Genomic DNA, 16,450 nt, shown 5'->3' on the forward strand with positions numbered 1-16,450 from the left:
GTAGGTCCAGCGCACTCGCTCACTGCCCGGTTTGACCCGGGCGACGTCGATGGATGCCTGGGCGGGATCGATGCCGACGACGTCGATGCCGCGTTCGGCCAGGAGGAGAGCGAACACCCCTGTGCCGCAGCCGATGTCCAGAACTTGGTGTGCCTTGAACTCTTCCGCCATGCGGAGGTAGGCATCGAGGTCGCTGCGGTCGGGGTCGAGCGGATCGTAGATCGCGGCGAGTCGTGGATGCCCGAAGCAGTCATCAGCCATGCGGCCGAACGTATGCAGAGCCGGGCCCGAAGAGCTACTGAGTTTCCCGGGACTCGGCTGGCTGGGGTTCTTGCCCTGACGATCAGTACCCCGTGCCGATCAAACTTCGATGACACAGGACAGCTGTCGTACGCGAGCGCCGGGTCATCCAGTGTCCGCTGTCATCCAATCGAGGCGTTTGACAGCGAACCCAGTCGTTTCGGCTTCCTTGCCAGCGAACCTAGTCGGACTCCAAAATGCGGTCGAGTGTCCGGCGCCCCATTCTGCTCATCGTCGGATTGCTCTCGACGTAGTACCAGACAACACCCATGGCCTGTTCGAACGCCCATGCCTTGCCGCGCTCCCACTCCAGATCGTCACAGGCCAGTGTCTGCCGGAGCACTTCCCGCGGGCCTGGCTGCAACAGGTGCCAGGCACTGACCAGATCCAGCGCGGGGTCGGCCGGGCCAAAGCCGCCGGTGTCGAGTACGCCGCTGAGCCGGTCTCCCGCGACCAGTACGTTGCCGGGAATCAGGTCACCATGGCTCATCACGTCGGCGGCCGTGCGTGGCAACTCCCGGAGGTGGCCCCACACTTGGCGCAACCGGGGCACGTCGAGCAGCCCCTTGCTCTCCTCGAAGCACTTCGCCATCCAGTCGTCGTGGTGAGCGAGAACGCCGCCACGGTTCTCGCCGCTGAAACGCCGCCCCCGCGTCTCGGCGTCCCGCAGGGCTGCGATGAAGGCCGCAAGGTCCTCGGCGAAAGCGTCCGACCCACTCGGGTCGGCATCGAAGGCGACCGTTCCCGGCAGCCATGTCTGGATCGACCACGGCATGGGGTAACCCGCTCCAGGCTTTCCCAGGGCGACGGGTTCCGGAACGGGGAACCGAGACACCTGTGCCAGCTCCGCGCTCGCCTGGGCTTCCCGTTCCAGAACCGCCAGCGCCTCCGCGGCATCGGTCAGACGCAGCGGGAAACGCGCGGAGAGGTCGTCCCCGACGCGGAAGATGGCGTGGACCGTCCCGGTCGACGACAGGAGTTGGATCGCCTTGCCGCTCCAGTGAGGGAACTGTTCTTGGATCAAGGTCGCAACGATGTCGGCGGTCACGTCCACTTGGTCATCGTGCATGGTCAATCTCGCAGGCCCTTCCACTAATCCAGTTCGAAACGACGGAAGCAGTCCAGATCAACTGAGACGACAGCCAGTATTCAGACGCCAGGTTCCAGATCAACTGAGTTTTTTTCGGCCACCCAGGTGTCTCAACCGTTCTGGTCGCCCCAGGTCACAGCGGCGGCTTCGGACCAGATCACTTGAGACGGAGCATGAGAGGCACCCACCGAGAGCGATCGTTTGCCATCGAACCTAAGGGTTGTCCCGTAAATGATCTTCGGCTGGTTGCGGGCGTGGTGGGTAGCTGGTCTGGCTGTTCGTTTATCCGGCGAGGTTGAGGTTGTGCAGGCGGGCGATGCCGAGGATGGCGTGGTGGACTCCGTCGCCCTTGGGTCGGCAGTCGCGGAGGATCTTGTAGGTCTTCATGCGGGCGAAGACGTGCTCGACGCGGGCGCGGACTTGTTTGTGGGACGTGTTGTGGGCGGCTTTCCAGTCGGGCAGTTCTTCGCCTTTGCGGCGGCGGTGGGGCATCACGAGCCCGGTGCCCGGGTAGCCGCCGTCGGCGATCGTCATGGTCCTGCCGACGGCGGCCTTCGCGCCGGACTCCTCCCACGCCTTGCAGTCGTTGCGGTTGCCGGGCAGGGGCCGGCCCACCACCACGACCAGGCGGGTGTCGGCGTCGATGACGACCTGGTGGTTCGTGGAGTACCTGTAATTCTTGGACTGCGCGGCGATGGTGTGATCGCGGGTCGGCACCAGGGTGCCGTCCACGATGAGCACGGTGTCCTTGCGGAACCGCTTGCGGAGCTGGAGCGCGAGCGAGGGGCCGAGATGGTCGATGATCCTGTCGGCCGCGGACTTCGGGATACCGAAGAGCGGGGCGAGTTGGCGCATCGTCAAGTTCGTGCGCCAGTAGGCCGCCACCAGCAGAACCCGGTCCTCCAGCAGAAGGCCCCACGGCCGGCCCTTGCGGACCGGATCGGCCCCTTCGCGGCATAGTGCCGTCACCAACTTGCCGAAGGAACGCGGACTCAGCCCGGTAAACGGGGCTATCCAAGACGGCTCCGACGCCGTGATCACAGCAGACACCACAAGATCATCTCACCCGTGACCAGCAGTTACGGGACACGCCTTAGGTGCAATGCCGTGACTCTGTTGGCGATCTTGCCGGGGTCAGTTGGGGGCGGTGCAGAGGGCGCGGAAGTGGCTGGGTGCCCGCCGGGGGTGGGTCGGGTCGGCGATCCAGTCGGCGATGCGGGTGACGTTGCAGGCCAGCGCGGTCAGTACGTGCTGGACGTGCGTCTTGGGCAGGCCTCGGTAGCGGGTTCGGCGCAGGCCGCAGGCGCGGACGTTCTGAGAGAGGGTGGCTTCGATGCCGGCGCGGATCGCGTACCGGCGCTGCCACTGCTCAGTGCGCTGGTCGAGACGGTTGTGCTGCTGAATCTCGTGTAGTTCGCGGGTGGGCAGCAGCGCGAGCGAGCGCGGCCCGCTGACCGCGTCGGTGCACTGCGGGCGGACGGGGCAGGCCAGGCAGGTGGCCTTGTCGAACTTGATCTGGATGTAGTCGTGTCCACTGATACGCAGAGGCCGCCACTCGCGGCTGAGGTTGCCCTGGGGGCAGGTGGCCCGGCGGTGGTCCCAGTCGATCGTGAAGGCGGCCTTGTCGAACCCGGCTCCGCTTTTGGCCTGGTGACTGTGGTCGGGCACGACCGGGCCGAGCAGGGTGATGCCGTGCACCCGCTGGGCGCGTTCGATCTGCGTGGGGCTGACGTAGGCGGCGTCGACCGCGTGCTCGGCCGGGGTCAGGTCCATCGCCGCGAGGTCGTCGTGGATCTGGGCGGTGAGCTCGCCGTCCTGGACCGGGGCGATCGTGGTGGCCACGTGCACGACCACCTCTGGCAGTTCTGACGTGCACGTTTCGGTGAAATGGGTGCGGTAGCCGGACCAGGCGGTGTCTCGTTTGACGCAGTAGTGCGCATCGGTGTCGTACGGAGAATCGAACCGCAACGACGCGGGTGGCAGCGCGTGGCCGTCGCGCCAGCGCAGACGCCCGCGGGCGTCCCAGTCATAGTGGTGCACCCAGACCCGGCGCAGGATCTCCACCTGCATCAGCGTCCGGAGCCTGGGCGGGGCGTCGGCCGCCCACACGGCGGCCAGGACCTTCTGTCCGTCCCGGCCGAAGGCCTCGGCCAGGGCGGTGACCCCGGCCTTCCCGCCGGGGACCTTGCCGATCTCCACCTTGCGCCCGTAGCGCTTGTCCCACTCCGGCTCCACCAGCGGCAGCAGCCAGTCCGGGTCCGCCTGTGCGAGCTCTTCCAGGGCGGCCCGCAGGCTCTCGCCGACCAGCTCCAGCCGACTGAGCGTGCGCACCGCCGCGAGCACGTGGGTCGCGTCGGTGCGCTGCCGTCCGCCGGATTTGAGCAGTCCCGCCTCGGTCAACCGGTGCAGCATCACCTGCAGCAGCCGGTCCGCGGCGTCGGCCTCAGCCAGCCGGGCCCGGAACTCGCACAGCACTGAGAGGGCGTTAAGTCCGTTTCTGGTAGCGGCCGCGTCCGGGTTGTTCGAGGAGTCCTTGACGGACGAGTCGTCCCAGGCGGGAGCGGGTGACGTTGATCGAGGGCTCGTCGGTGGGCAGGCCGAGGTGCTCGTGCAGGTCGCGGACACGGAACACCTTCCCAGGGTGCTCGTTGAACGTGGTCACGATGCGCTGGTAGACGGTGGCGGTCTCCACGAAGGCCGTTGCGTGATCGGGCGGGGTGAGGCCGTCGATGACCTTGCGAGTCGCGGTGAGCTCGGCCAGGCGGGCTTCGGTCTCGGCGAGGCCGGTGGTGAGCCGCACGATCTGCTCGCGCAGGTGGTCGGCTCGTGCGGCGGTCTCATCGTGCTCGGCCTGCAGCAGCCGCAGGAGTTCGCTGACGTTCACGCGGCCAGCTCCACGTCGTCCCGCCAGGCGGGGGCAGGGGTGGTGAGGCGGCGGAGCATGCCGGCGGTGGAGGCCCAGTAGACGCGGGAAGCCGCGTTGTCGGGCCGGTGATCGTAGTCGCGGGCGAGGCGCCGGTGCAGCATGAGGGTGCCGTTGGCCTGCTCGACCACCCACCGCTTCGGTTGCGGGACGAAGCCCTTGCCTTCGTCGTCGGGGTTGCGCCGAACCACCTCGACGGTGATGTCCTTTACCGCCCCGTGGATGATCACAGCGTCCTTGAAACCCTGGTCGACCAGGACCTTTTCCAGGCGCATCCCACATCGTTCGGCCGCCTGGTCCAGCAGGGCGATGCCGGCCTCGTTGTCGTGGGCGCTCGCGGCCAGGACCACCACACCGATGATCAGGCCCAGCACGTCGACTGCGAGTCCCCGCTTCCTGCCAGGCGTCTTCTTGTTCGCGTCCAGTCCCGTCGTCTCCTTCGGCACCCCGGCCGCCACGCGGACGGACTGGGTGTCGATGATCACCAGGGACGGGTCCTCTAATCGTCTGGACCGCTCCCGCACCTGGCAGCGCAGGATCTCCTGAATCCGCTGGTCAAGACCATCCTGGCGCCACAGAGTGAAGTAGTAGAACACCGCCGACCAGGCCGGGAGGTCGTGTGGCAGGAGCCGCCACTGACAGCCCGTCCGGTTCTGGTAGAGCAGCGCGTTCACTACCTCGCGCAGGTCGCAGGAGCCCGGGTCCCCGGTCGCCGACCGCGCCACCCGCTCCTGCTTCCACGCGGTGACCAGCGGCTCGATCAACGCCCACTGCTCGTCGGACAAGTCGGTTGCGTACGGCATCCGTTCCATGCCCACGACCTCATCATGCACACGACATGACCCGAGGGCGGAACTGTCCCATCACCCACGAACGGGCGACACCACATCATCAGAAACGGGACTTAACGTCCTCTGAGTGGTCGAAACCGGAATCGTCCAGCTCCAGGCCCAACGCGTATTTCCAGTCGATCCTGGTGCGGACCGCGTTCGCGGCCGCACGGCCGGACAGGTTCTCCGTGAATTGCAGCACCGACACCAGCGCCAACTGCCCCGGTGACAAGCCCGGCCGCCCGTCCTTGGGGAACAGGTCCGCGAACTCATCGTCCTCGAACACCACATCCAGCAGGTCTCGCATCACCATCGCCGGCGTGCCCTTCGGGCACGCCGCCCACGCCGTCAACACCGTTCGTGTCGGAATCCGTTGGTAACTCCTGGCCCGCAAGGACATCTCCGGCCCTCTCCCCGGAACCACCCCGCCGCACTCCAGCAAACCGCCGAACAGACGACCTGTCAGCACCCCTCGCAAGATCGCCAACAGAGTCACGGCATTGCCCTTAGCCCGGCTAGACCGCTGTCCCTTGTACTACCGCAATGGCCTCCACAATTCGCGGCAACATGATGCCGGGCTCACGGAGGCCATTGGTCACCCAGAGTGTCCGCAGCCCCGCCGCACCCTCGCGGGATTGGTGCGCCACCCAAAGGCCCCCAACCCGTGATCGCTTAAGGGACACCCTCAGACCGATTTGGGGTCGAGACGATCAGCCGGCACCCCGTTGTTATACGTAGCTACACCGTTACCCATAGACCAATCCGCTGGGGTAACGGTGAAGAGGTTGAAGAAGACGTCCTCCCGCCGTAGGTGCAGCTTCTCATGCAGTTCGTCGACGACAGCCTTGTAGAACCCGGCCTTTTGCTCAGGACTCGCGACGTCCAGGAAATCCAGTTGGATGAAGATGCAGTTCTCGGACCGGTAGATGCCGAGGTAGTCGGGGTCATAGAGGAAGTTCTCAATTTTGTGTTCGGTGATGACCTGGAAGCGGTCTTCCGGCACACCCAGATGCTCGATCATCTTGTCGTATACGACGTTCGCAATGGTTTGGCGGTACTCTACTGACTTCCCCTCTACGAGGTCGATTCGCGCGAGCGGCATGGGATATGTCCTTCCTTTGCGGAGAGGCGCGGCGCCCTCTCTCGACCGCGATCCTAGATCGCGGTCCCGGCATTGCGACAGCACCGGGGCCGGGCGTGTCCTGCCATCCGCACGCGACTCGGGCGGCCTGAGTTAAAAGGCAGGCGCTGGGGTGCGGAAGGTGTCTGCAATAGGGACAGCGGTGCGAATTCAGACATGCCAAGTGAAGAAAAGACCGTCGATTGTCGGCGACGGCTGAAAAGTGGACCAGGGACGGCGCTTGAAAGTTGACCCCCTCCAGGGGTCTGGCTCGTTGAGTCAGGCCGGGAGGAGTGGTGATCAGCGTGGAGGACTGGGCGGAGATCCGCCGGCTTCATCGGGCCGAGCAGATGCCGGTGCGGGCGATCGCGAGGAAGCTGGGGATCGCGAGGAACACGGTCCGCAGGGCGATCGCGGACGACGCGCCGCCGAAGTATCAGCGGGCGCCGAAAGGCTCGATCGTGGACGCGGTCGAGCCGCAGATTCGTGAACTGCTCGAGCAGTGGCCTGAGATGCCGGCGACGGTGATCGCGGAGCGGATCGGCTGGGACCGGGGTCTGACGGTGCTCAAGGACCGGGTCCGGGACCTGCGGCCGGCCTATCGGCCCGCGGATCCGGCTTCGCGCAACCAAGCGCCTGTGCCATCGACTCGCAGAGCATCAAGACCTCCAGCAATGTCCCCGCCCCGCCCACGGGCAGGGCATCAACGCCGGCAAGAAAATCGTGGGCCGCAAACGCAGCATCGTCATCGACACCGTCGGGCTGCTCCTGGCCGTGACGGTCACCGCCGCAGGCCTGCAGGACTCCATCGCCGGCCAAGTACTCATCGAAAAGGTCGCGGCCGAGCATCCCACCATCCGCAAGACATGGCTCGACGGCGGCTACCGCCAGCACCCCGTCGAACATGCCGCCACTCTCGGCATCGACACGCATATCGTCCGACGCGATCCCGCCACCAGGAGATCCGGGGCCAACGTGGTGACCGCGACACCTCCGCTCGCGCAGAGAGAGACCGAGGCCACAGGCCATCCGGCCCGGGAGGTGCTGCGCGGGATCAACGTCCGTTGCAGACCACAGTGTTGGGCAGTTCGGTGTCGGAAATGCCAGCCCTGCTGCCGATGCAGGCCGGGCAGGCGGACCTGTTCGAGAACGTCCGCTGCTGGGGCGCAGAGCGTGGAACCGGCGACGGCAGTCCTGCAGTCCTCCCTGACGTCCATCTGTTGCCGTGAAAAGGGGGTCTCAATGGCAGGAAGAAAGGGACGCGCGGTCGCGTCACTGGTCGTCGTGCTGATAGTCGGGGGGCTCATGGGCGGGTGCTCCAAGGAGTACAACGACAAGCGGGGCAAGGGCGACGCACCCGTGCGGGGGCGCATGGGGGACAACACAGCCGCCGAGGTTTTCAACATGCCTGACGGATTCGGCAACTTGGCCACGAAGTGCGTGGGCCACGGGTTCCGCGCTTACGTGACGACCAACGCCAGCGGGCCGTCCAATGTCGAGATCGTGCCGGACAAGGCATGCGCGAGTTGAGACGGGGGGCGATGGCCGCTCTGCTCGCGGTACTGCTCCTTGCCATGGTTGCCGGATGCTCACGGGAGTACCAGGACAAGCGGGGCAAGGCGGACGCGCCCGTGACCGGGCGAGCGGGCGAGGACACTCCGGCGGAGGTCTACAACTTCCCGGACGGGTTCGGCAACCTCGCAACCAAGTGCATCGGCCCCGGTCGGCGCGGCTACGTCACCACCAAGTCCGTGCACCAGGAGGACGACGAAACGGTGGTCATCCCGTCGAACGCCGTCGTCGTCGACGACCCGGGATGCCGGGCTGGACGCTAACACCGTGTCCTACATGGTCAGTTTGCCGAGGCGTTTGTAGCAGCACAGGGCGGCTGCCAGTCCGAGAAAGACCAGGAGGTGCACCGGGCAACAATGAATCCCCGTGCAGAGTGCGGCGCCGGTTTCAGCTGTCATTTCCGGCGGATGGGAACTTGCATCTTCTGGAGATTGGGCTTCAGACAATCCAGTCTTCGCCATATCGCGCGGGCCGCCCAGCACACCGTCTCTGACAACTGAGCCCGGTCACTGGTTTTCTGACATGCTGTTGTCCCCTTTGTCGGCGTACACGTGAACGTACACAGCCGCGTACGGATGAACGTGCTCAGTTCTTGATGCGGTGAGGCCGGCGCGTCGGCAGTCTGCTCCTGTGTCTTCGGGGTGGCAGAGAGGCGGCTGACGGTGGTTCTGGACCCGCATCGCTGGCTGGAGTTGAGGCGTTTCCGTGGCCTTTACGAGTCCGGGGCGATGAGCCTGTCGGAGATCGCCAAGGCGACCGGGCTGAACCGTCGAACGGTCAGCAAGTACCTGTCGGGGCAGGCGCCGATCGCGCCGCCGAAGCGGGCGCCGAACGGGAAGCCGAAGGCTCGGGTGGTGGATGAGGTCGCGCCGCTGATCGACGCGATGCTGCGGGCCGAAATCCTCATCAAAGGGGCTGTGGTCCACGAGCGCCTGGTCAAGGAGTACGGCTTCACCGGCAACTACCAGCGAGTGAAGATCTACCTGCAGGAAGGCCGGCCCCGGATCGCGGACGAACTGGGCATCAGCCCCGGCGAACTCGCGGGTCTGCACCGCCGGTTCGAGGTCATCCCCAGTGCTCAGGCGCAGGTCGACTGGGGCGACGAGGGCAAGGTCCTCGCCCATGTGGGGATCCCGAAGGTCTATTCGTTCCACATGACCTTGTCCTACTCGCGCGATCCGTTCTGCTGCTTCACCACCAGCCAGGACCTGGCGACGTTCTTCGACTGCCATCGCCGCGGGTTCGAACACTTCGGCGGGGTGCCCATGACGATCGTCTACGACCGGACCAAGACGGTTGTCCGTCGCCACGTCGCTCCTGGTGAGGCGGTTCCCCTGCATCCTGAAGCGGTGGCCTTCGCCGGGCACTACGACTTCGACATCGACGTCCTGGCCGCCTACCGCCCGACCGGGAAAGGACGGGTCGAGCGCCAAGTCCTGATCGTCCGCGATCATGTTCTGGCGGGCCGGGCGTTCTCCTCCGTCGAGGAGATGGACGCCGCGTTCACCTCCTGGGTGCCGATGCGGCGGGCGAAGGTCCACGGCACCCATGGCGAGGTCATTGGGCATCGCGCCGTCCGTGACCACATGGCATTGCGGCCGCTGCCGAGGACACCGTATGCGGTTGCCCAGCGGCATCTGCGGCACGTCGGCAAGGACTGCCTGGTCGCCTTCGACGCGAACCTCTACTCGGTGCCGGCCCGCAAGGTCCGCGCCCGGCAGCTGGTCGAGATCCGGGCCACAAAGTCGCAGATCAGCCTGCACTCCACCATCGCCGACGCCAACGGCAAGACCCTCTTGGCCGTCCACCCGCGGGCTGTTGGCCGCGGCGCCCGCATCGTCGACGACAGGCACTGGGACGGCCTGCCCAAGGGCGACAACCGGCGCGTCACCACCGGCGATGTGATGCCCCAGCCCCGCCACCGGGATGCCTTGGACGAGGAGGCTGGACCGCTCAAGGCCCTGCTGAACCGGTCGGCCGCAAGCCGCATCGAGGTCAGCCGGCGTCCGTTGTCGGTCTATGACGAGCTGACCGGCACCCGCCCCTTCACCACCAATTCGAGGGCGCGCGCACGCCTCCCTCGGCCGACGACATCCGCCGCTGGTGCGACGCCTGCAACGCCGGCGGGCAGGCCGACGACATCATCGCCCAGTCCCGCTCGGCCGAGTCCATGTACATGGACTGGCGGCGCCAGGTCCGCACAGGTCTGAAGCAGCTGCAGAACAGTTACGTTCCGCTGTTCAAGTCGACGCAGCTGAGGAAGCGATGGCCGCCCAGCTCGGCTACCTGCTCACCGCCGGCGCCCTACCCTCGGTGTCGCTGGGCATCATCCCCCGCGCGAGACGATCGCGCCCCATGTGGCCGCAGGAGGTGTTCCACGTGTACGACGAGAACCTTGTGTCGGTGGAGTTGCTCGCCGCGCGCGTCCAGGTCACCCAGCCGTCCGAGATCGCCCTGTACCTGAAGGCATTCGAGCAGCTGCGCGCCATGGCCGTGTACGGAGCGGAGGCCCGCACCCTGATCGTGAGGGCCATCGACGCCCTGCACTGACCCCCGACCCTGACCCGCGGACCGGCAGCACCCCTCACACGCGGCAAAGTCTGTCGACCGAACCAGCACGCACCAGCACGCCCGGCCCGCGTCCGCGCCGCCCTCCCGCCCTTCCCTCTCCTTCACTCAGCAGTCACAACGGGGATGTCAGAACCCCGACCACGCCCACACAGGGGAGGTGACCTGCACGGATTCCGCGGTGTGGGCGATCCTCACGCAAGAGAAGTCGCAAGAGATCTCGCAGGAGATGCAGCAAGAGACGCAGCAAGAGATGTCGTCTCGAGGCATACCCGAGATGCGGTTCGAACACCACTTCCGCCGGGCCATGGCATCCTCGTACGACTCTGATCGGCGTTCAGGAACGAACCCGGTCAGGCCCGCCCAGATCTGCGGACGCCCTTCCAGCAGGTGCCGGGGTCGACCGAACCGCTGGATGCATGGGAGAGGCACGAGAACGCCTGGCGGACGTCATCCCGTCCCTCCTCCCCCGGGCTGGGATCCGGGTCCGGATTGCTGCGCAGTCTCACCGCAGCGCTCCGCGACAGCCCCTCGATGGACAAGCCGATGATGCGCAGGATCTGTTCCTCCCGCACGATCAACTGTGCAGGCCGCGCCAGTTCACCGCTGCGCATCCACGCCAGCGCCGGCCCGACTGCGCAACTCCGCCCGCACAGCCAACCCCCGACCAGAACCCGACCAAACGACGACGCCGCACCGTGTTCCCCACGGTGGGGTAGGACGCGGCGAGGGCGTCATAGGTGCGTTTCTAGGCCGCTTGCAGCGGGACCACATTCGATTTCCTGTTCAAATCGACACAGGTCTGCTGCGCACTGCGCAGGGAGACTGCGCAGTGCTGCACAGCAGGGAAGGAGCTGCGCAAATAGTCTGCGCAGTGCGGTGTCTGGTCCTGTTCACGGCACAACGTCACCTGCGCACCGCGGAGAACGACTCCCCCACGCAGACACTCCCCCGACCGCACGACGCCGGGCCCGAGACCAGCAGGTGCTTGCCAACAGCGGCACCAGATCCGCCGCGGCTACCGAATGCTCAGACACCCTCCCAATGCGGCTGACGAGGACGTCCCGATCGGCTTTGCACTGCAGACACGGCCACCCCAACCACGGGACCGACCACAACGTCCCTCACCAGGCACATCGCCTTCCGGCCTCCCCCGACCACAGGCTCCCGACCCCCGACCACAGCCCCCACCACAGCAGGCCCACTCCCCCTCGATGACGAAAACAGCCACCGGAGTGTTACGAGGTCGGCAGATCCCAGGACCTACTGGCGATCATGGAACGTGCGCTCCTGCTGCACCCTCGCTTTCTCACGATCTCGTCAGGCGCGCTCGGGCCGGCCGGGCGCGCCTGTGTCCCGGGAGAGCGGTGCGGGCCTGCGGGGTGTGGGGAGCGCGGGCAGGAGTTCCCACAGGGGCCGGGATCCGGCGGCCCAGGAGCCGAGCAGGTCGCGGTCGACGAGGTGCAATCGCTGCTGGCGGGCGAAGACGCGGCCCGGCTGGGTGATCCTGCCGTTGGTCACCATCACCACGACATCCCCCCTGTGGACCGGGCAGCCGGTCCCGTTGAGAACCTGAAGTTCCGGGGTACCCACCGCGGCGCCTCGTTCACCGTGCCGACGGTGCTTGCACTGGATCACCCAGCGGCGTCCCAGCGGATCGGTGGCCTTCACGTCCGCTCCCAGATCGCCCTGCCCGCCGACCTGGACGGCGTCGGTGCAGCCGTCCCGGTACATCAGGTCGCGCACCGCGTGCTCGAACTGCTGGTGAGAGAGAGCGTCCAGTTGGACCAGTCCGTAGCGTAGAGCGCGTGAGCGGGCCTGCTCCCATTGCATGCGTTGTGTCCGCTGCTGCCGCCATCCGAAGCCGCCCAGGGCGGCGAGGACGGCCGCGATGAGCAGGAACCACCAGTGCGCGAGCAGCCAGTTGACCACCATGACAATGAGAGCGGCCGCTGCGACGGCGGCCACGGCCGGCACGGTGACGGATGTGTCGTGTCGGCTGCGCCGACGGCTGGGGCGCCGACCGTTGGTCCGACGCCTGGCGGGTGGCCGCCGGGTCATCGCCCGCCTCCCAGGGCTGCGAGGTCGATCGGGTACGACGCGCTGGGTGCGGGCGGCGCCTTGCGCGGTGCGGGGGTGTCGAACGTGATCGGATACGAGACCGTCGGGCGTGGGACGGCCACCCGCCGGGCGTTGCGGGGGAGGACGTCGTCGAAGCGGATCGGGTAGGTCACCGACGGTGTAGGCGACACACCGTCGGTTCCGTCCGCGGTCGAGGTGTGGCCGAGGCCGAGCACGGCCAGGCCGAAGGCGGCGAAGACAGTCATCTCCCGGCGAGCGCCCGGTGCCCAGCGGGAGTGTCCGCGTACCGGCGTTCCGTCGGAGCGCACGTACGGACGGACGAAAGGCATGGGGTCCCCCAGGTGATCGTGGCTCTGCTGCGTCACGGTCATGCTGGCGGGAGGCACTGACAGTGGATCACCTGATGAGGTACAACTATCGAATTTTGAGGGTCAGTTCAGGACATGAGGCATTCGCTGATGTGTTCTTCGCTGTGTTCTTCCCAGGACAGGAGAAGCATGCGGTGCCGGCCGGCGAGCGGCTGCGGTCCGCCTCGGAGGACTGATTCACCTGCGGCGCAGGCCTGCAAAGTGCGGCCAGGGCTCCGCCGTGACGGTGTGGGGCATCATGTCGGACGCACCTGCGGATCCAGCCGTTTCCGAGAGTCGGCCCCCGAAGCGACAGGTGGAGAGGGAGGGGCCTGCGAGGTGCTTCGGGGCGAGTAGAGCGATCATGACCGAGCAGGACGTCGTGTTCGACGACTACGCCCGATGCGGTGCGCAGTTCATCTCCGTCAGTTCGTTTCCTCGGGTGGGGCGGGGATGCGGGCGTGGGTGTGGCATCCGCAGAGCGGTCATCACCTCCAGCCCGAAGACGGCGGTGCTGCCGCGAGGGGTGAGGACCCGCATCGCGTAGATGCCCAGGACGCGGGCGATGTCGGCCGGCTCCATCTGCGCAACACCCGGCCAGCCTTCTTGGCGAGGTGATGTCATGGCCCGGAGGTCGTCCGACCTCCGGGCCATGACATCACCTCGTCGATGGCTTTCGCCCTCCAGCCGCGACGTGTGCCACGAGTGGGGGGCCGCTGTGACCACGTCGACGCAGTGGTGTGACTGCTTGAGGTTGACGGCCCGGGGTCCGTGGGAAGCAGTCGGCGTCACGAGCGCAGAAAGGTTCGGCCTCAGAGCGTGGATGCGAGGTCAGCCGCTGACGTCGACGCCGAAGCCGCGTGCCAAGGCGGCCAGTTGGTGGTCGTATCCCTGGCCGACCGCACGGACGCGCCATCCCGGGCCACGCCGATAGATCTCGGCGAGCAGCAGCGTTCGTTCGGTGGTCGCGGCGTCCAGGGTGGCCTGGGCCACGGCTCGCGCGCCGGTTCCCTGGGCGACGGTGATCTCGATGGCTCCGGCGCGGGCGAACGTCGCGGGTCCATCGATGGCGGCGGCGACGACGATTTTACTGACGGCGTCGGGAAGCGAGGTCAGGTCCATCGTGACGGCTTGTTCACTGGGGCCGTCGGTGGTCAGGCGCACCGTGGTGTCGGGGCTTTCGGGTGCCCCGTAGAAAACGAAGTCCTCGTCACAGGAGACTTGTTCGTCTCCGTCGAGAATGAAGGCGACCACGTCGATCTCGCAGCCGGTCTGATGGCCCCAGGCGGCAGTTACCGTCCACGTTCCGGCGCCGCCGTGTGCGGTCGGAAGGTCGAGAACTCCGCCGCGGGGAAGGACAGGGACACCGGCGGGGTCGGTCGTTCCCGCCTCTTGGGCGGTGCCCGATGGCGACGTGAGTGTGGTGAGCCAGTCGGCGTCGTGGACCGGCAGGCCGCGTGCCGTGATGTGGGGCATGCGGCGGTCCCCGGCCCCGTCGGCCAGCAGGACCACGTCCGTGACGCCGGCGGAGAGGTTGACGGCGGCGGCCGCGCCCAGCTCTGCGATGCGGGTGCGCAGCGTCGACGCGTGGTCGTGGGGGCCACCCAGGACCAGGATCCGGCGCCCGGACAGCGGTGCGGTGGAAGCCGGGTGGCCGGTGCGTCGCTGGGCGGGCAGGACCGGTGCTGGCGGTGCCGTGTTCGCGTGGGTGGTACCGGGCTGAACCCCGGCGAGCAGGCCGAGGAAGGCCTCCTCAGTGATCACGGGCACGTTCGCACTGCGTGCGGCACGGAACTTGGCACTGTCGGAGTCGGTCTCGTCGGTGACCAGCACGCTGGTGTGACGGCTGACCGAGCCCATCACGTTCAGGCCTGCCGCGACGGAGCGCGCAATGAGTTCTTCCCGTGCGGTGCGCGTGTCACCGGTGAAGGCGACCTTCATGCCCTGCACGAGCGGGGCTCCGGGGGCGAGCCGGCCGGGGTTGCGGTGCGCACAGGGGGTCTTCGGCACCCGGGGCGGATACCCGGCCCCCTGCTTGGGCGGGCACGCCACCAGGGGCAGGGAAAGGCCCAGCTCCCCCGCTGCGGACAGGGAGCCTTTGAGGATGCCGGCGAGGACCCGGGCGTCGTCCAGGGCGTCGTGGGCCCGCTGCTGCGGAACTTTGTAGTGGGCGGCCAGTGAGGCCAGTTTCAGATCGTCGGTGGGCGGAGCGACCCGCCGGTTCAGCGCGAGCGTGCACATCCTTTGTGAGACCGGCAGCCAGGAACGGGCCCGGGCGAACTCGTGCGCGAGGAACTCGTAGTCGAACTGGGCGTTGTGCGCCACCATCACCCGACCGGCCAGCAGTGTCCCGATGTGCTCGGCGACCTCCTCGAACACCGGCGCGCCACGCAGTCGCTCCGTCGTGAGGCCGTGGATGTGCACCGGGCCGGGATCACAGCCCGGGTCCAGGAGCGTGGAGAACTCCTCCACCAGTTCCCCCGCCGTGTCCAGCGTCAGTACAGCCACCGACAGAACGCGGTGCTCGTAGGGCCTCAGGCCCGATGTCTCCACGTCCACGACCGCCCACCCGGTACCGGACACGGCGTTGAACACATCTTCGGAAACCGGCACCCCGCTCATGCCGGTCAGCATCCCTTGTCTCGCCTCACCGCTCAAATCCCTCGGCCACGGCCTCTTCCGAGGAGGCGGTGGCCTTCGCACCGGTGGCTCCCGCGCCCTGGAGCACAGGACATGCCACGGAACACGGCGGCCGTGCGGCGTGATCCGGGCTGAGCCCGGATCGCGGATCGGGAGGACGTTCACCGCTCGCGGCGCCTGCCGCGAGATCGGTTCTCTGGTTCGGTTCGAGCGTTCAGTGCAGGACCTGAGCGGTACGAGCCGACGAGAGCCAGCTGGGGAACTCCTGCAGGAGCCGGTCGTAGAGGAGATCGTCGCGTACGGTGCGCGGGTCACGGCCGGCGTGGAAGAAGCCTGCATTGTCGACGATGCGGTGTCTGGGTACGGCCAGGTCGTCGAGACGGTGGAGAAAGGCGAACTCGTTGTCGTCGGGGTCGCCGAACCCGATGAATTGCCAGAACAGTGGCAGACGGGCGGCTTTGCACAGGTACCGCTCGGCGGCGGACTTGCTGGTGGGTCCGCCATCGGTCTGGAAGATCACCAGGGCTGGGGCGTCGCTGTCGGAAGCCAGGTAGTGGTCGATGACCTCGTCCATGGCCCAGTGGTAGTTCGTCCGCCCCATGTGGCCGAGGTTCTCGTGCAGCTTGTTGATACGGCCACGGTGACCTCCGAGCCTGAGATCGGTGGATCCGTCGACGTCGGTGGAGAAGAACACCACCGGCACCGTGCCGTCGTCATCGAGGTGCGCGGACAAGGAGAGGACCTGCTCACCGAGATGCTGCATGGTGCCGTCCTTGTAGTAGGGCCTCATCGAACCAGAGCGGTCCAGCACGAGATACACAGCAGCACGCACCCCTCGAGACCGTGCGCGCGCACGCTGGACCCGGCCGCCTTGTAGAGGCTCACCAGATCCGGAGCCTGCGTCTGCATCTTGGAGAGACTGATTGCCGGGGCCTCGTTCTGAACCGTGTCCATGGTCACCATTCCTGTATCGCGCAA

The 16,450-nt window shown here is 67.1% G+C and carries 15 protein-coding genes and 4 pseudogenes; 5 read left to right on the top strand and 14 right to left on the bottom strand.

The window, feature by feature from the left end; translation table 11 throughout:
- From HEP85_RS00005 to HEP85_RS00040, 8 genes and pseudogenes are all read right to left on the bottom strand, one after another.
- A partial coding sequence (locus HEP85_RS00005; protein WP_168524981.1) for a class I SAM-dependent methyltransferase occupies window positions 1-261 on the bottom strand: 261 nt, incomplete at its 3' end.
- Window positions 262-481: 220 nt separating this feature from the next.
- Window positions 482-1,369 carry an aminoglycoside phosphotransferase family protein gene (locus HEP85_RS00010; RefSeq protein WP_168524983.1) on the bottom strand — a complete coding sequence of 296 codons (888 nt, stop codon included), beginning with the start codon at window positions 1,367-1,369 and terminating at the stop codon, window positions 482-484.
- A 303-nt stretch (window positions 1,370-1,672) separates the two neighbouring features.
- A complete protein-coding gene (locus tag HEP85_RS00015; RefSeq protein WP_168524991.1) occupies window positions 1,673-2,440 on the bottom strand; it encodes a transposase in 768 nt (255 codons plus the stop codon).
- A gap of 84 nt (window positions 2,441-2,524) precedes the next feature.
- Window positions 2,525-3,865 carry a transposase gene (locus tag HEP85_RS00020; protein WP_168524993.1) on the bottom strand — a complete coding sequence of 447 codons (1,341 nt, stop codon included), beginning with the start codon at window positions 3,863-3,865 and terminating at the stop codon, window positions 2,525-2,527.
- Between the two features lie 10 nt (window positions 3,866-3,875).
- On the bottom strand, window positions 3,876-4,274 hold the full coding sequence (locus HEP85_RS00025) for a type IV toxin-antitoxin system AbiEi family antitoxin domain-containing protein (RefSeq protein ID WP_211117739.1): 399 nt from the start codon (window positions 4,272-4,274) through the stop codon (window positions 3,876-3,878).
- A complete protein-coding gene (locus tag HEP85_RS00030) occupies window positions 4,271-5,125 on the bottom strand; it encodes an IS5 family transposase (protein WP_168533134.1) in 855 nt (284 codons plus the stop codon). The genes HEP85_RS00025 and HEP85_RS00030 overlap by 4 nt, the downstream gene beginning before the upstream one ends.
- Before the next feature lie 103 nt (window positions 5,126-5,228).
- Window positions 5,229-5,543, bottom strand: a pseudogene (locus HEP85_RS00035) (transposase); the annotation flags it as partial.
- 285 nt (window positions 5,544-5,828) lie between these two features.
- Window positions 5,829-6,245 (bottom strand): tautomerase family protein, encoded by a 417-nt coding sequence (locus HEP85_RS00040; RefSeq protein WP_168524996.1) that lies wholly within the window; start codon window positions 6,243-6,245, stop codon window positions 5,829-5,831.
- Between the two features lie 314 nt (window positions 6,246-6,559).
- On the opposite strand from HEP85_RS00040, the pseudogene HEP85_RS00045 reads away from it, so the two are divergent.
- The 5 genes and pseudogenes from HEP85_RS00045 to HEP85_RS00065 form a co-directional block, all read left to right on the top strand.
- A pseudogene (locus HEP85_RS00045) lies at window positions 6,560-6,889 on the top strand (helix-turn-helix domain-containing protein); the annotation flags it as partial.
- Window positions 6,889-7,217 (top strand): annotated as a pseudogene (locus HEP85_RS00050) (transposase); the annotation flags it as partial. The pseudogenes HEP85_RS00045 and HEP85_RS00050, both read left to right, overlap by 1 nt.
- 563 nt (window positions 7,218-7,780) lie before the next feature.
- Entirely contained in the window at window positions 7,781-8,098 is a 318-nt protein-coding gene (locus tag HEP85_RS00055) for a hypothetical protein (protein WP_211117740.1), read from the top strand.
- A gap of 399 nt (window positions 8,099-8,497) precedes the next feature.
- Window positions 8,498-10,045, top strand: a complete 1,548-nt coding sequence (gene istA / locus HEP85_RS00060) for an IS21 family transposase (RefSeq protein WP_248001725.1) — start codon at window positions 8,498-8,500, stop codon at window positions 10,043-10,045.
- A 55-nt stretch (window positions 10,046-10,100) separates the two neighbouring features.
- A complete protein-coding gene (locus HEP85_RS00065) occupies window positions 10,101-10,385 on the top strand; it encodes a Scr1 family TA system antitoxin-like transcriptional regulator (protein WP_248001726.1) in 285 nt (94 codons plus the stop codon).
- Window positions 10,386-10,756: 371 nt separating this feature from the next.
- Here HEP85_RS00065 and HEP85_RS00070 read toward each other — a convergent pair whose 3' ends face one another.
- The 6 genes and pseudogenes from HEP85_RS00070 to HEP85_RS00095 all read right to left on the bottom strand — a co-directional run bounded on the left by HEP85_RS00070 (window position 10,757) and on the right by HEP85_RS00095 (window position 16,435).
- On the bottom strand, window positions 10,757-11,017 hold the full coding sequence (locus HEP85_RS00070; protein ID WP_168525000.1) for a hypothetical protein: 261 nt from the start codon (window positions 11,015-11,017) through the stop codon (window positions 10,757-10,759).
- A gap of 706 nt (window positions 11,018-11,723) precedes the next feature.
- Window positions 11,724-12,464, bottom strand: a complete 741-nt coding sequence (locus HEP85_RS00075) for a restriction endonuclease (protein ID WP_168525002.1) — start codon at window positions 12,462-12,464, stop codon at window positions 11,724-11,726.
- On the bottom strand, window positions 12,461-12,730 hold the full coding sequence (locus HEP85_RS00080; RefSeq protein ID WP_369657509.1) for a hypothetical protein: 270 nt from the start codon (window positions 12,728-12,730) through the stop codon (window positions 12,461-12,463). The genes HEP85_RS00075 and HEP85_RS00080 overlap by 4 nt, the downstream gene beginning before the upstream one ends.
- A 495-nt stretch (window positions 12,731-13,225) precedes the next feature.
- Window positions 13,226-13,414: a hypothetical protein gene (locus HEP85_RS00085; protein ID WP_168524935.1), complete on the bottom strand. Its 189-nt coding sequence runs from the start codon at window positions 13,412-13,414 to the stop codon at window positions 13,226-13,228.
- A 249-nt stretch (window positions 13,415-13,663) separates the two neighbouring features.
- The gene (locus HEP85_RS00090) at window positions 13,664-15,454 is read right to left on the bottom strand and encodes a DEDDh family exonuclease (protein ID WP_168525004.1); all 1,791 of its coding nucleotides are present in this window, start codon (window positions 15,452-15,454) and stop codon (window positions 13,664-13,666) included.
- 232 nt (window positions 15,455-15,686) lie between these two features.
- Window positions 15,687-16,435 (bottom strand): annotated as a pseudogene (locus HEP85_RS00095) (VWA domain-containing protein).
- Between the last annotated feature and the right edge of the window lie 15 nt (window positions 16,436-16,450).

It is taken from the genome of Streptomyces sp. RPA4-2 (genome assembly GCF_012273515.2).
Classification (GTDB): Bacteria; Actinomycetota; Actinomycetes; order Streptomycetales; family Streptomycetaceae; genus Streptomyces; species Streptomyces kaempferi.

Excerpts from the sequence above, each read along its gene's own strand:
- HEP85_RS00010 (WP_168524983.1), bottom strand. The coding sequence starts at position 1,369 with ATGCACGATGACCAAGTGGACGTGACCGCCGACATCGTTGCGACCTTG.
- HEP85_RS00030 (WP_168533134.1), bottom strand. The coding sequence starts at position 5,125 with ATGGAACGGATGCCGTACGCAACCGACTTGTCCGACGAGCAGTGGGCG.
- HEP85_RS00040 (WP_168524996.1), bottom strand. The coding sequence starts at position 6,245 with ATGCCGCTCGCGCGAATCGACCTCGTAGAGGGGAAGTCAGTAGAGTAC.
- HEP85_RS00055 (WP_211117740.1), top strand. The coding sequence starts at position 7,781 with ATGCGCGAGTTGAGACGGGGGGCGATGGCCGCTCTGCTCGCGGTACTG.
- HEP85_RS00065 (WP_248001726.1), top strand. The coding sequence starts at position 10,101 with ATGGCCGCCCAGCTCGGCTACCTGCTCACCGCCGGCGCCCTACCCTCG.
- HEP85_RS00070 (WP_168525000.1), bottom strand. The coding sequence starts at position 11,017 with ATGCGCAGCGGTGAACTGGCGCGGCCTGCACAGTTGATCGTGCGGGAG.
- HEP85_RS00075 (WP_168525002.1), bottom strand. The coding sequence starts at position 12,464 with ATGACCCGGCGGCCACCCGCCAGGCGTCGGACCAACGGTCGGCGCCCC.
- HEP85_RS00080 (WP_369657509.1), bottom strand. The coding sequence starts at position 12,730 with ATGACTGTCTTCGCCGCCTTCGGCCTGGCCGTGCTCGGCCTCGGCCAC.
- HEP85_RS00085 (WP_168524935.1), bottom strand. The coding sequence starts at position 13,414 with ATGGAGCCGGCCGACATCGCCCGCGTCCTGGGCATCTACGCGATGCGG.
- HEP85_RS00090 (WP_168525004.1), bottom strand. The coding sequence starts at position 15,454 with ATGAGCGGGGTGCCGGTTTCCGAAGATGTGTTCAACGCCGTGTCCGGT.